This window comes from Pectobacterium versatile, assembly GCF_003932035.1.
In the GTDB taxonomy this organism is placed as follows: domain Bacteria; phylum Pseudomonadota; class Gammaproteobacteria; order Enterobacterales; family Enterobacteriaceae; genus Pectobacterium; species Pectobacterium versatile.
Map to the genome: position 1 here is coordinate 3,023,174 of NZ_CP034276.1, position 14,347 is coordinate 3,037,520.

14 protein-coding genes are annotated in these 14,347 nt (G+C 49.7%); 10 read left to right on the plus strand and 4 right to left on the minus strand.

Features of this window, described 5'->3' with window-relative positions; all coding sequences use genetic code 11:
* Positions 1-47 precede the first annotated feature (47 nt).
* The 6 genes from pyrC to EIP93_RS13700 all read left to right on the plus strand — a co-directional run bounded on the left by pyrC (position 48) and on the right by EIP93_RS13700 (position 3,897).
* Positions 48-1,091 (plus strand): dihydroorotase, encoded by a 1,044-nt coding sequence (gene pyrC, locus EIP93_RS13675; protein ID WP_109226108.1) that lies wholly within the window; start codon positions 48-50, stop codon positions 1,089-1,091.
* A gap of 106 nt (positions 1,092-1,197) precedes the next feature.
* Entirely contained in the window at positions 1,198-1,437 is a 240-nt protein-coding gene (gene dinI / locus EIP93_RS13680) for a DNA damage-inducible protein I (RefSeq protein WP_010297195.1), read from the plus strand.
* An 88-nt stretch (positions 1,438-1,525) separates the two neighbouring features.
* Complete coding sequence (locus tag EIP93_RS13685; RefSeq protein ID WP_010297192.1) at positions 1,526-1,783, plus strand: hypothetical protein; 258 nt, start codon at positions 1,526-1,528, stop codon at positions 1,781-1,783.
* A 241-nt stretch (positions 1,784-2,024) separates the two neighbouring features.
* Positions 2,025-2,279: a biofilm formation regulator BssS gene (gene bssS, locus EIP93_RS13690; RefSeq protein WP_039489011.1), complete on the plus strand. Its 255-nt coding sequence runs from the start codon at positions 2,025-2,027 to the stop codon at positions 2,277-2,279.
* 458 nt (positions 2,280-2,737) lie between these two features.
* A complete protein-coding gene (locus EIP93_RS13695) occupies positions 2,738-3,292 on the plus strand; it encodes a cytochrome b (protein ID WP_039471531.1) in 555 nt (184 codons plus the stop codon).
* Positions 3,293-3,321: 29 nt separating this feature from the next.
* Positions 3,322-3,897 carry a YceI family protein gene (locus EIP93_RS13700; protein WP_105879755.1) on the plus strand — a complete coding sequence of 192 codons (576 nt, stop codon included), beginning with the start codon at positions 3,322-3,324 and terminating at the stop codon, positions 3,895-3,897.
* 73 nt (positions 3,898-3,970) lie between these two features.
* Here EIP93_RS13700 and trhO read toward each other — a convergent pair whose 3' ends face one another.
* A complete protein-coding gene (gene trhO / locus EIP93_RS13705) occupies positions 3,971-5,038 on the minus strand; it encodes an oxygen-dependent tRNA uridine(34) hydroxylase TrhO (protein WP_125232838.1) in 1,068 nt (355 codons plus the stop codon).
* Positions 5,039-5,254: 216 nt separating this feature from the next.
* Between trhO and EIP93_RS13710 the strand changes: the two genes are divergently transcribed.
* Positions 5,255-6,349: an NADH:flavin oxidoreductase/NADH oxidase gene (locus EIP93_RS13710; RefSeq protein WP_125232839.1), complete on the plus strand. Its 1,095-nt coding sequence runs from the start codon at positions 5,255-5,257 to the stop codon at positions 6,347-6,349.
* A 29-nt stretch (positions 6,350-6,378) separates the two neighbouring features.
* On the opposite strand, the gene EIP93_RS13715 is transcribed toward EIP93_RS13710, so the two are convergent.
* Entirely contained in the window at positions 6,379-6,612 is a 234-nt protein-coding gene (locus EIP93_RS13715) for a hypothetical protein (RefSeq protein WP_125232840.1), read from the minus strand.
* Between EIP93_RS13715 and EIP93_RS13720 the strand changes: the two genes are divergently transcribed.
* A complete protein-coding gene (locus EIP93_RS13720) occupies positions 6,611-7,531 on the plus strand; it encodes a Kdo(2)-lipid IV(A) acyltransferase (protein ID WP_125232841.1) in 921 nt (306 codons plus the stop codon). The two genes, EIP93_RS13715 and EIP93_RS13720, sit on opposite strands and share 2 nt — an antisense overlap.
* Before the next feature lie 118 nt (positions 7,532-7,649).
* Here the strand turns inward: EIP93_RS13720 and mdoH are convergent, their stop codons facing one another.
* Positions 7,650-10,214 (minus strand): glucans biosynthesis glucosyltransferase MdoH, encoded by a 2,565-nt coding sequence (gene mdoH / locus EIP93_RS13725; protein WP_125232842.1) that lies wholly within the window; start codon positions 10,212-10,214, stop codon positions 7,650-7,652.
* The gene (locus EIP93_RS13730; RefSeq protein ID WP_103861075.1) at positions 10,207-11,709 is read right to left on the minus strand and encodes a glucan biosynthesis protein G; all 1,503 of its coding nucleotides are present in this window, start codon (positions 11,707-11,709) and stop codon (positions 10,207-10,209) included. Before EIP93_RS13730 ends, mdoH begins: the two co-directional genes overlap by 8 nt.
* A gap of 443 nt (positions 11,710-12,152) precedes the next feature.
* On the opposite strand from EIP93_RS13730, the gene EIP93_RS13735 reads away from it, so the two are divergent.
* Both EIP93_RS13735 and EIP93_RS13740 read left to right on the plus strand, forming a co-directional pair.
* Positions 12,153-12,644, plus strand: coding sequence for a DUF2946 domain-containing protein (locus tag EIP93_RS13735; RefSeq protein ID WP_103939977.1), 492 nt, complete (start codon positions 12,153-12,155; stop codon positions 12,642-12,644).
* Positions 12,645-12,746: 102 nt separating this feature from the next.
* Entirely contained in the window at positions 12,747-14,270 is a 1,524-nt protein-coding gene (locus tag EIP93_RS13740) for a PepSY-associated TM helix domain-containing protein (protein WP_105879742.1), read from the plus strand.
* Positions 14,271-14,347 lie beyond the last annotated feature (77 nt).

The window sequence follows — 14,347 nt, forward strand, 5'->3', positions numbered from 1 at the left end:
CCAACCGAAAGACGATGTTTTTCTACTGACCGCCGGAGCGCAATTCCATGACCGCACAGCCCACTATTCTTAAAATCCGTCGCCCTGACGATTGGCACATTCACCTGCGTGACGATCAGATGCTGGAAACCGTTCTCCCCTATACCAGCCGTTTCTTCGGCCGTGCGATTGTTATGCCTAACCTGACGCCGCCAATTACCAGCGTAGCCAGCGCTATCGCGTATCGTCAACGTATTTTGGCCGCAGTCCCACAGGGTGATGATTTTCATCCGCTGATGACGTGCTACCTGACCGATGCGCTTGATGCCAACGAAATCGTGAGTGGCTTTGAGCAAGGCGTCTTTACTGCAGCCAAACTCTATCCAGCCAATGCGACAACGAACTCTAGCCATGGGGTCACCAGCGTCGCCAATATTTCTGGCATTCTAGAAAAAATGCAGAAAATTGGCATGCCGTTACTCATCCACGGTGAAGTTACCGACTCTGCCGTTGATATTTTCGATCGGGAAGCGCGCTTCATCGAAACCGTGCTGGAACCATTACGCAAACAGTTCCCTGAGTTGAAGGTCGTCCTTGAGCACATTACGACGAAAGAAGCCGCGCAGTATGTTGTTGAAGGTAACGATTATCTCGCCGCAACCATTACACCGCAGCATCTGATGTTTAACCGCAATCATATGCTGGTTGGTGGCGTTCGCCCCCACCTATATTGCCTGCCCATCTTAAAACGCAATACGCATCAGCAGGCGCTACGTGAAGCGGTCGCTGGCGGCTGTGACCGGCTTTTCCTCGGCACTGACTCCGCGCCCCATGCAAAACACAGAAAAGAGTCCAGCTGCGGCTGTGCCGGTGTGTTCAATGCTCAGGCGGCATTAAGTACCTACGCCACCGTTTTTGAAGAAATGAACGCGCTGGATAAACTCGAAGCATTCTGCTCCCTGAACGGCCCACGTTTTTATGGCCTACCGGTAAACGACAGCTGGATTGAGCTTCATCGTGAAACCGTCACGTTCCCCGAAGAAATCGCTCTCGGCGACGAATCGCTAATCCCCTTCCTGGCTGGCCAAAGCCTCAACTGGTCAGTCCGTTAATCGACAAGCCCATCCGCATTATGCCGATGGGCTAAATTTTATTGCGTGTCTTGTTCTCCACTCACAATAACTGTATAAATAAACAGTTTAAAATTTGGAGGTCAGCATGCGCGTAGAAATCACTCTTGCAAAGACAACGCCTTTACCCGCCGGTGCAGTCGACGCACTCAGGCATGAGCTGGAAAAGCGTATTCACAAAATTTATCCCGACACCCCCATTCAAGTTCGTTATGCATCCGCAAATAACCTGACAGTCATGGGGGCAGGCAAAGAGGACAAAGATCGTATCTCTGAAATCTTGCAGGAAACGTGGGAAAGCGCCGACGACTGGTTTACCGCAGAGTAATCTAAAGCTTGAAAAATAACGAAGATATAGGCTGTAATGGCAGTTTAAAGCGGCAATTCGCCATGTGCTATGACCGAGGGTATCTGTTATGACGGTAGAAAAACCAGAAGAGGCAATGACATTCGGGGAACTGCTGGAGCTGATTGGCGAGCAACAACGCAAGATAGACGCTCTGGAACTTGCCTTTTCATCCCTGGCATTCTGCCTTGATGAAAAAGCAAACAAACTGATGATTCACAATCTGGCACTCGAATCTCAAAATGAGAACCGGGATCCTGCAATGAAGAAATACCTTGCTCGACTTGCTGCCGCATTGGAGAAAAATGCAGGATTTGGTGTGGAATAATGCTCTTTCGCCGCTGTTAACAACACCTTCGGGATGAAAATCTGTTCATCCCGATATTTCATCTAACGCATCTCCTATCCCTTAGCCATACCTGTCTGTGTAATCTTTTTTACGAAAAATTGAAAATATTTCCCATAAATTAAATAAGCAGCAGTATACTGATAATGTTCATTTAAAAATAATGAGCCACCAGAAGCCTCGTTAGTCACTCATGTTAGTAACTAGTCAATAAGGGGTATTTATGGATAGAGAAAATGAAGTTATTCAGACACATCCTCTTGTAGGTTGGGACATCAGCACCGTTGACAGTTATGACGCCATGATGATCCGTTTGCACTACTTATCCACCTCGGACCAAGCACCAGATGAAGCACATGTAGACCGGACGCTTTGGCTAACGACCGATGTTGCAAGGCAACTGATACACATACTTGAAGCCGGTATTGCAAAAATCGAATCTACAGACTGTGACGCCAGTGATTATCGAAAACATTAGTAATTGATAACGTTATTAATATTATATTCAATACCCATTGATTTTCCTAAAATAACAACACCGCCAATAGGCGGTGTTGTTATTTTAGGGCTATTCTCATTTCTTTTTATATCCATCAATCAATTAAGTCGAACCTATCTGTTCTTATACCCCCACCGGCTCTTATACTAATAATCACCTGCTACATAATTATTCAACTAATAGAGCCCATTTCCAGTGCCATTAATTTATTTCACTGTCGTCTTCATTCATCCTTCGCCTGAAAACAGGCATTAGAAATATCTATTTCCAGTAAATAACTTCAATAACCAAACTGAATAAATTATGAATTTAAATTCAAAAAAATTGCTCATGTTTATGATAATGTTGCAATTTGAAAGTTTATATTGATTTTATGTTTCTTCCTGTTAAATTTCGCCGGATTGACTACGTTACCGATCTGATAAGGAGCTATCACCATGCTTTGGCGTAATACCTCTTCTCGTTATGGCCATATCAGCATTCTTTTGCACTGGATTGCAGCGTTAACCGTTTATGGCATGTTCGCTTTAGGGCTGTGGATGGTCACATTAGGGTACTACAATATTTGGTATCACCGTGCCCCAGAGATTCACAAAGCCATTGGCGTGCTGTTCTTTGCCATCTTAATCTTTCGCGTAGTGTGGCGTTTTATCTCCCCACCGCCTCCGCCGTTGAAAAGCTACTCCACATTAACCCGCGTCAGCGCGACGCTGGCTCATATTGCGCTTTATGTCATTCTTTTCGCCATTCTCATTAGTGGATATCTCATTTCCACTGCCGAAGGGCATTCCATCTCAGTTTTTGGCTGGTTTTCTATTCCGGCCATTGTCAGCGGCTTGACGGATCAGGCCGATATAGCAGGCGACGTGCATCTTTATCTTGCATGGGCGGTGGTTGCCTTATCAGCACTGCACGGTTTAGCCGCATTAAAACACCACTTTATCGATGGTGATAACACGTTGAAACGGATGTTGGGTCGCAACGTTCCTTAACTTTCTGGATTTATGGAGAAATACCAATGCTGAAGAAAACACTACTGAGCCTGACCGCAGTATCCATGCTTGCCTCTGCCGGTTCTGCACTGGCGGCAGAGTACAAGTTCGATAAAGAAGGCCAGCACGCGTTTATTGAATTCCGCATTAAACACCTCGGTTATAGCTGGCTTTACGGCAGCTTTAACGATTTCGATGGCGCTTTTACCTTTGATGAAAAAAACCCATCAGCGGATAAAGTGAATGTCACTATCAACACCAACAGCGTTGACACTAACCACGCTGAACGTGACAAGCACCTTCGCAGTGCCGAATTTTTAAACGTTACCAAGCATCCACAGGCAACGTTTACATCCACTGAAGTGAAGAAAGACGGTGAAGAGTACGATATTACCGGCAACCTGACCTTAAATGGCGTCACCAAGCCCGTTAAGCTGGATGCCAAACTCATTGGTCAGGGTGATGACCCGTGGGGTAACTATCGTGCAGGGTTTCAAGCCGAAGGTACTATCAAGCTGAAAGACTTCAACATCACGACCGATTTGGGTCCAGCTTCACAGGATGTAGAACTGATTATTGCCGTTGAAGGCGTTCGCCAGAAATAAGGCGGCACCACGCATCAACAGTACACAGCCCTTTCCATTGGAAAGGGCTTTTTATTGCACGATGAGCCGTTAGCTATTCAGCCTTATCTTTCGCTACCGGTGCAGGAATGTGCAACGTTGACTGTAACAATCCTTTGGATTTATTGAAGATTTTCATCCCATTTTCACGCCCGCTGCGTATCGCTCTTTGCTCTTCGAGCGGCAACTTCGTTTCATCCTGACACTGCGTGCTACAGCAACCTTCGTATTTTGCGGCACAGCTCGGACATTGGATAAACAGAAGATGGCACCCTTCATTACGGCAGTTAGTGTGGCTATCACACGACGCTCCGCACTGATGGCAATGCGCGATAACATCATCAGAGATACGCTCTCCCATCCGTTCATCAAACACGAAATTCTTGCCGATAAACTTCAGCGGTAAACCCTGAGCTTTAGCCTGACGCGTATATTCGATAATACCGCCCTCGACGTGATACACGTTCTTAAAGCCATGATGCAGCATGTAGGCGCTGGCCTTCTCGCAACGAATACCGCCCGTGCAGTACATGACAATATTTTTATCACGCGCCTCATCCAGCATTTCCACAGCCATCGGTAACTGCTCACGAAACGTATCCGACGGCACTTCCAGTGCATTCTCGAAATGCCCGACTTCATATTCGTAATGATTGCGCATATCGACAAACACGGTATCAGGATCGTCAGCCATCGCATTAACCTGATCGGCTTTCAGGTATTGCCCAACATTCGCTGGGTTAAAGGTAGGATCGTCAATGCCATCGGCAACAATCCGTTCGCGTACTTTCATACGCAATACCCAGAACGATTTCCCGTCATCTTCCAGAGCGATATTTAAGCGAATCTGATCGAGTGCCGGATGCGCACTGAACAATGCAGCTTTAAAGGTATCGAACTGATTATTGGGCACGCTGATTTGGGCATTAATCCCTTCAGTGGCAATATAAATGCGCCCGAAGACCTTATATTGCTCAAGCTGAATATACAGACAATCACGAAAGGCTTTTGGATCGTCAATCGTAAAATATTTATAGAAGGAAACTGTGGTACGCGGCTCGGTTTCCGCAAGCATACGCGCCTTCAGTTCCTCATTAGAAATTCGGTTATGTAACACTGGCATGGTGTACGTTCCTGTCTTCATTGAGGTTAGCATGTGACGTTCAATATCAAGCTATCGCTCGATACATCGAATCGCCCGGCATCATACCTGATAGCGCTGAAGCTGTCAGGGCATGAAATGAATAGCGCAACGAGAAAGAGTGATCTACCGTAAACCAATGACCTCTGGGATTCATTTTCGCTTTCATGAAGTATCATCATCGAAGGATCTGTCATTATGAGTCAGCTTTTCTCCCCCGTATCACTTGGTAAACTCGAACTGTCCAACCGAATTATCATTGCCCCCATGTGCCAGTATTCGGCTGAGGACGGCAAGGCGACAGCCTGGCATACGATGCATTTAGGTAACCTGTCACATTCTGGCGCTGGGTTGCTCATTATCGAAGCTACCGCGGTTTCGCCAGAAGGTCGGATCTCCCCACACGACCTTGGTTTGTGGGATGACGCAACCGAACAAGCCCTTGCCAACGTAATTCAGTCTGTCAAAACCTATTCTGATATTCCCCTCGGCATCCAGTTGGGGCACGCAGGTCGCAAAGCCTCAACGGGCGTTCCGTGGAGCGGACGGGCATTTCTGCGCCCGGAACAGGGTGGTTGGCAGACTATCGCGCCATCGGCTGTTCCTTACAACGCCAGTGATGCGACACCACAGGCCATGTCAGAACCGCAAATCCGTGCGCTAATTGACGCGTTCGTTGAATCGGCTAAACGTGCAGACCGTCTCGGCTTTGATCTGATAGAGATTCACGCTGCTCACGGCTATTTACTGCACCAGTTCCTTTCGCCGCTGACAAATCAGCGCACGGATGGCTATGGCGGTTCGCTTCAAAATCGAATGCATCTGGTCATTGAAATTTACCGCGCGATACGCGACGTTTTCCCTGAACATAAAGCCGTTGGTGTGCGCATTTCTGCGACAGATGGTGTGGAAGGCGGCTGGGATCTGGAACAGTCCGTACAGCTCAGTAAAGCACTGCACGAATTGGGCTGCGACTTCATCCATGTTTCCAGCGGCGGGCTATCACCGTTGCAACAGATTCATCCGGCACCTAATTATCAGGTGCCGTATGCGCAGCGAATTAAGCAAGAGGTTGGCATTACGACCATCGCCGTGGGATTGATCACCGAACCGGAACAGGCTGAAGCGATCGTTGCAACCGGTGAGGCAGATGCTATCGGGCTGGCTCGCGCGATACTCTTCGATCCTCGCTGGCCGTGGCATGCGGCCGCCAGACTCGGCGCACAGGTCTACGCCCCTGCACAGTACTGGCGTAGTGAACCACGCTACGCCAGAGGCATTTTCAAACAGTAACGCTAAACATGGTGTGTCAGGCGATTCTTTCAGGGTCGCCTCTTCCCCATTTCACCACGCTCTATGCCACCAAAAGTCAAAAACCATTCTCTGGAGATGGTACGATTACTGCCGCTTTCTGTATAAAAATCAGTCAATAAGACGGCAATAGTTTGTTTTATTGGCAAAGCACCGCAATAATCTATCTTGCAGTTAATCATTAACTCGATTCTTTTTAACGGTTCGCGTGCTGACCAGCACCAAAATATTGATACTGAGGCCATGACACAAATCCCTTCTTTTAATCGTTCATTGCTACATCCGCGCTACTGGCTCACCTGGTTGGGCATCGGTATCCTTTACCTGATCGTTTTGCTGCCCTACCCCGTTATTTATCGTATCGGTACCGCGCTCGGCTATCTGGCTATGCGCCTGCTGCCAAAGCGCGTCAAGATTGCCGCTCGCAACCTTGAACTGTGCTTCCCCGACATGCCACAGGCCGAGCGTGATGAGTTAGTCAGGCAGAATTTCGAATCGGTCGGCATGGGCGTAGTTGAAACGGGTATGGCCTGGTTTTGGCCGAATTGGCGTCTCGAACGCTGGTTTACGGTAACAGGCCTTGAGCACATACGCCCTGAGAACGAACGGGAGCAAGGTGTATTGCTGATCGGACTGCATTTTTTAACGCTGGAGCTCGGTGCACGCGTTTTTGGTATGCACAATCCAGGAATCGGCGTGTATCGTCCGAATGATAACAAGCTGATTGACTGGTTACAGACGTGGGGAAGGCTGCGCTCCAATAAATCCATGCTGGACAGAAAAGATCTTAAGGGCATGATACGCGCCCTCAAACAGGGGGACATCATCTGGTATGCCCCAGATCACGATTATGGCCCGCGCAGTAGCGTATTCGCCCCGTTGTTTGCCGTAGACACCGCAGCAACCACCCGCGGGAGCTATATGCTGATAAAAACGGCGCATCCGGCAATCGTCCCATTTGTGCCACGCCGACTGCCTGAAGGAAAAGGTTATGAATTACTGATTCAGCCTGCTGAACAGGGTGCACCTGTAGAGAATGAAACCGTGACCGCAGCCTGGATGAATAAGGTTGTTGAAAAGAATATTCTGTTCGCCCCAGATCAATACATGTGGCTACATCGCCGTTTCAAAACCCGCCCAGAAGGTGAACCGTCCCTTTATTAACTAATGCACCCCTGTAGCTTCAGGAATTGCGACACCTTATGACAGACGAAAAAAAGCAACAGCGATGGATTGCCGTTGCTTTATCTTTCACACCACTAATTTTCTACACTACAAGCAGTTAGCTTTTGATATGAAGTGCGGGAAGTTTTTGGTAAGACTCAACCCACGCAGTATACGCTTCCGGTTTTTGCCACACATGGTAGTGCAAGCGCGAGATCGTAACGGGATCGCTAAGCAATGCAAGACGCTGATTATTGCTCACCTCTTCTGGCTTACGACTCAAGGCATCACGTACATTCTGCTCACGTACGTCTTCAATTGCCTGGCTAAAGCGATGACGCGCCGTTGCCATTGCACTGGCAAGGGCGTTAACTGACGGATCAAAGACAGCCTGCATAAACCCGTTATCGAGTCTACGTTGGTGGTTCAATCGGCAATATTCATCCGTAGCGACCAGTTCGCGCGGCGGATTAAACTCTTCCGGTATCATCAACAACTTCGCACGCTTACAGCTCAGTCCCAAGACCGCACGGCTCGAATAAACCGACACGAATGGCGACAGAATCAGTGAGAAGACAATCGGTGACAGCCACCACAAGAAGCGCAGATCCAACCATGCCATGCCAATCGCCCAGACCAGTCCGAGAATCAGCTGGGAACCGTGGCGCACAAATGCTTCGCTCCACGGCGTCGCATCATCGTCACGCTGTGGAGAATTCCACTGCACCGACCAGCCGAGAAACGCACTGACTACAAACACCGTATGGAACAGCATACGAACCGGTGCCAGCAGAACCGAGAACAGCATTTCCAGCAGCAGAGAAAGGAATACTCGGACAGCACCGCCGTACTCTTTTGCCCCTTTCGCCCACACCAGAATCACGCTCAACAGTTTTGGCAAGAACAGCAAGACTAATGTCGTTGAAAAGAGTGCGATAGCCAGTTCTGGCCGCCACTGTGGCCAGACGGGGAACAGCTGTCGAGGCTGCAAGAAGTACTGTGGTTCCATCAGCGTATGCACAACCTGTAAGGCTGTAGAGAGCACCAAGAACATAAACCACAGCGGTGCAGACAGATAAGACATCACACCAGTAAGGAACACGGCACGGTGAACCGGATGCATGCCTTTAACCAGGAACAACCGGAAATTCATCAGGTTACCATGGCACCAGCGGCGGTCACGTTTCAGTTCATCCAACAGGTTAGGTGGCAGCTCTTCATAGCTTCCCGGCAGGTCGTATGCGATCCACACGCCCCATCCTGCACGACGCATCAGCGCAGCTTCAACGAAGTCGTGAGACAGAATCGCACCAGCGAACGAACCTTCACCCGGCAGCGGTGCCAAGGCACAGTGCTCGATGAACGGTTTAACGCGGATAATCGCGTTATGCCCCCAGTAATGCGACTCACCCAGTTGCCAAAAATGCAGGCCAGCGGTGAACAACGGGCCGTAAACACGCGTTGCAAACTGCTGGCAACGTGCGTACAGCGTATCCATGCCAGAGGCTTTCGGCGAGGACTGGATGATACCAGCGTTCGGGTTCGCTTCCATCAGTCTGACCAGAGACGTCAGACATTCACCGCTCATCACGCTATCGGCATCCAGAATCACCATATAGCTATACTGGTTACCCCAGCGGCGGCAGAAATCATCGATATTTCCGCTCTTACGTTTGACGCGACGACGGCGACGGCGATAGAAGATACGCCCTGCTCCACCAACATCACGGCACAGTTCCATCCAGGCTTTTTGCTCTGCTACGCAGATATCGGGATCGTTACTGTCGCTCAGGACGTAAATATCAAAATGCTCAAGGTTGCCCGTCGCTTCAACTGATTCATACGTGGCACGTAATCCCGCAAACACGCGTTCTACGTCTTCGTTACAAATCGGCATGATTAACGCCGTGCGATGCTCAGGATTCAGCGCCTCGTTACCCACCGTCGTGGAAGAGATGCTGTATTTGTCTCGACCAATCAGCAGTTGCAGGAACCCCATCAGTGCGGTCCAGAACCCGGCCGACACCCAACAGAACAGCACCGCAAACAGAACGAGTATGCCGCTTTGCAACACATAAGGCAGCAGTTGCATCACCGAACGCGTCCAAGGTTGACCCGCCATTTCAAACGGATCGATCAGCGCCCACCCCTGATAAGGCAGGATGGTTTTCATGTACCAGGTTGCGATCGCCGTCTGGAACAGCGTCAACGCCAGCAGAATATAGCGGCGGATTGTCCCCACCAGACGCCAGCGGTTTTCGGAAATTTTCTCTTCCGGGCTGTAATGAGGACGAGGCGGTACAGTACGGCCCAGCAGACTTTCCCACCAGCGAATCAGTGGGTTCGTCCGCCAAACATCAGGGAACATAGAGGCACGGGTAATGACGGGCATCGCTTTTAATGCCGTCCGCCCTTCTCTGTCTGTTCCTAGCTGCTTACCGTTGTCCAGACCATCAACCCAGGCCATTTCAAGACGAGCCTGCACGGAATGCAACGCTGCATCCTCTTCAGACTGAACATTGACCTGGCTACCTTCAGGCTGGTTACCTTCAGACAAGGCCTGATGCAAAACGGCCTGATCGTTCCAGGCCGCTTGCGGTAATTTTTCGCGAAGAACCTCTGCCTGCGGAGCAGGCAGAGGTAGTTTCTCAATGTAATCGAGAGAAGAAGTTGACTTATTCATTAGCAGGCAGCTGATTGCTCCAGGTTTCAGTCAATGTCGTCTCGCCATTAACCAACGCAGCTCTCATTTCAGTCGGCTGTTTCGCATCCTTCACACGCAAACGCAGCGTCAGACGCCAGCCATGAGTTACCGGGTTATAGCGAACATTATTTTCTACAATCTCGCCGTTATCGCCAATGCTGACCTGAGAGGCTACCGGAGCGTTCTCATCCAACTCTTTTAAATTCGGTCCAATAAAGTCCACAATGTAAGCGATCGTGCCGTCAGGCTGGCGGATCAGGTTAGATTGTTTAACATCACCGGCAGAACGGCGAGTCTGTTGAACATAGGCAATGTTCGGGGAGTGCAGTTGATCTTCGTCGCGCGTAAAGTGCAGACGATATTTAATATCCAGCGGTTTGCCCGTTTCAGGCAACACATCCGGCGTCCAGAAGGCAACGATGTTGTCGTTGGTTTCATCCGCGGTAGGGATTTCAACCAGTTCAACTTTCCCTTTGCCCCACTCGCCTTTCGGCTCAATCCAGCCGCTTGGACGCAGATCGTAACGGTCGTCAAGATCTTCGTAGGCAGCGAAATCACGGCCACGCTGCAGCAGACCAAATCCTTTCGGGTTCTCTACCGCATACGTGCTCACGGACAGGTGCTTCGGATTATTCAACGGACGCCAAATCCATTCACCATTACCGGCATGGATTGACAGACCGTTAGAGTCGTTCAGCGCTGGACGATAGTTCAGCGTTGGTGACGGCTGATTCGGCCCAAACAGATACATACTGGTCAGCGGAGCGATACCCAGCTTGCCCACTTTATCACGCAGGAAGACTTTAGCCTGAACATCTACGACGCTGTCACGACCAGGATAAACGGTAAAACGGTAAGCCCCTGCGGCACGCGGAGAATCCAGCAGCGCATAAATCACCAGGTGTTTATCATTCGCTTTTGGACGTTCAATCCAGAATTCACGAAAACGCGGGAACTCTTCACCAGAAGGCAACGCGGTATCGATAGCCAGACCACGGGCGGACAAGCCATAAATCTGGCCTTTACCTACCACACGGAAATAGCTGGCACCCAACATGCTGACAATTTCATCGTTCTTATCTGCTTTATTGATCGGATAGAGAACTTTAAAACCAGCAAAGCCGAGATTTTTAACCGTTTCAGGATCGTGATTAACGGAACCAAAATCAAAATACTCAGGAGAGTATTTAATCTCATCAACCGTTGTCGCCGTCACTTCATTAATTTTTACCGGCGTATCGAAATACATGCCCTGATGGTAAAACTGGAGCTTGAAAGGCGTCTGTACATTATTCCAGTATGATTTATCGTTATTGAAACGAATCTGCTGGTAGTCCGCAAATTTCATATCACGAAATTGCGCAGGAAGATTACTTTTCGGCGCTTCAAAACCCTTTTGTGCCAGCTTTTCAGCTTGCTGTGCCACATCATCAATAGAAAATGCCCAAGCAGGCACTGCGCTTACAGACAGCATAATGGCGGCGGACAGCCAGCGAAGGCTAGCAACCCGCTGTTTAAACCCAAATTTATTATCCAGCACAGCTCCCCCTGTTGGTGTGCTTCAATCAACTAAAATCCATATTAATGGATAAGTTAGCTTTCCTACAACTTGATAAAGATATTGTTCATCATAATAGGTCAGCGTTTAAACAACGAGAACGCTAAAGCATGATAAACCGGGTTGTAAAAATGGAAAACAGCCACGGACTATAGCGAATATCGACCTGCGCGTGCGTAGGATTATTCCGTTTACGCCCGTACAATCTCCTGACGTGTCATTGATAGGAATCGGAACGAATAGCGACAGCGCTTCATATGTCACTTGCAGTATGCCGGGTATAAACATTTGTGTAACAATGCAGGGACAAGTAAAGTACACTCCTCGGCTGAACCCGGTATTGTTGAATTAAGACTGCTATGCTTTTGTCCGCGCTACGACGGCGAAGTTTCCCAGCCTGGGTCGGCATCTTCGCTATTTTGACCATCTTCATTGCCCCAGTGATTTCACAAACACTGGTGCTTCATGGGGCCCATCCTCATGAAGAGGGTACAAGCACGCTTGGTTCTACTACACATAGTGCTACGGCACATACGACCAGCGCGCATGATACAACCGCGTCCACCCGCGACAGTATAACCGAACCGCATCATAATCATACCGGACATGAGATGTCTGGGCATCACGCGACGCAATCACACCATTCTCCCTCATCACCGTCCATGATGATGGATCATGCTGCTTGCGGTTACTGCGTACTCTTTTCGTATACGCCAGCGCTGTTCGCAACAGGATCTCTCAATCCCATACTGACGGCGTCTTTATCGGAAGCGCTGGTTATTCACTTTATCTCCCGCACTGTCCTTCCTGAACGTTATGCTTCTCCTGTAGTCCGCGCCCCGCCTTTCTGAATCACGCATCATCATGCTTATGTGCATTTACAACGCATCACGCTATACCCTTTCAGGTGTGGCGTTTGATCATTTTTTTGCTAAGTGATTTCAGAGGGTTCTATGTCACACCCTAATCAGGCATCAGCCACTGCTGCCGCCTCTGGCGCGCGCCCAGCCGCAGAAACTGCGTCGGATAAACACGCGATGGATAACGTATCGCCACGTGCCGCAATCGTTGCCCTGTTCATCCGGCTTCATTTTTATATCGGTATTTTTGTCGGTCCTTTTATTTTTGTCGCTGCCCTGACAGGGACGCTGTATGTCCTGACACCGCAGATTGAAAATCGGCTGTATTCACACCAGCTTTTCACAGAAAGTCAGGGGACGACGCACTCTCTGGCTGAGCAAATCCATGCTGCACAGGCGGGGCTCACTCACCATCAGGATGCAAAATTACTGGCGATACGCCCTGCGCCTGCCGCCGGAGAAACCACCCGCGTCATGTTTGCTTTGCCGGAATTGGGGCCATCAGAAAGTCGCGCCGTTTTCATCGATCCCGTTTCGCTGGAAAATCGCGGCAGTGAGATTGTTTACGGTACCAGCGGCATTCTGCCCTTCCGTACCTGGCTTGATTACCTGCACCGCGGGCTGCTGTTAGGCGATGTCGGGCGTAATTACAGCGAACTGGCAGCATCCTGGCTATGGGTCGCAGCACTGGGCGGCATTGTTATTTGGTGGTCAACCCGACATCTGTCGTCAGCGACCAAACGACGGAAATTAAAAAATAGCCAGACAACAACAGCAAAGACGCAGCGTTTACGCCACTGGCACGCCACGATGGGGCTGACTCTTGTGCTTGGGTTGCTCTTTTTCTCTGTCACGGGGTTAACCTGGTCGCAATGGGCGGGAAGCAACATTTCTATCGCGCGTACGGCGTTAGGGTGGCAGACCCCATCGGTGAACACACAGTTGCCCGCACCGATGTCTCATCACGACATGATGCACGGTCACGATATGGCGATGACTACGGATGAGCACGCTGAACACCATGCGTCGATGCCAATGGGGGATGTTGACGCCTCTTCACCCGAGCTATTTGATGAGGTGTTGGCTACCGCACGTCATGCTGGGATTGATGCCAATAAAATCGAAATCCGCCCTGCCACCAAGCCGCACCGTGCCTGGACCGTCACTGAGATCGATCGTTCCTGGCCAACGCAGGTTGATGCCGTGTCGGTTAACCCAGATACGCTGGAGATTGTAGACAAAACCGATTTCAACACCTTCCCGCTTGCCGCCAAGCTCACCCGCTGGGGAGTGGATGCCCACATGGGTGTGTTATTCGGTTTACCAAACCAACTCATCCTCGCGGCGTTTGGTCTTGGGCTCTGTACGATGATTGTATGGGGTTACAGGATGTGGTGGATACGTCGTCCAAAATCTCACCATGACGCGAATCCAGTCAACACGCTGACGGCAGCATGGTTAATGGTTCCTGTCTTTCAGCGCGTGTTGATTGCGCTTATTACGCTACTACTGGCAGTGAGCTTGCCCGTCATGGGGATCAGCCTGCTCATCTTCCTGCTGATTGACGTTGTTCGGTGGTATATGAATAATCCTAAGCAAACTATCGCTAAAAGCTGATTTCTTCACTTCCATTCCGCTCGACACGCCAATAAAAAGACCGCCATTGTGCTACACAATTTGTGCAACATAATGGC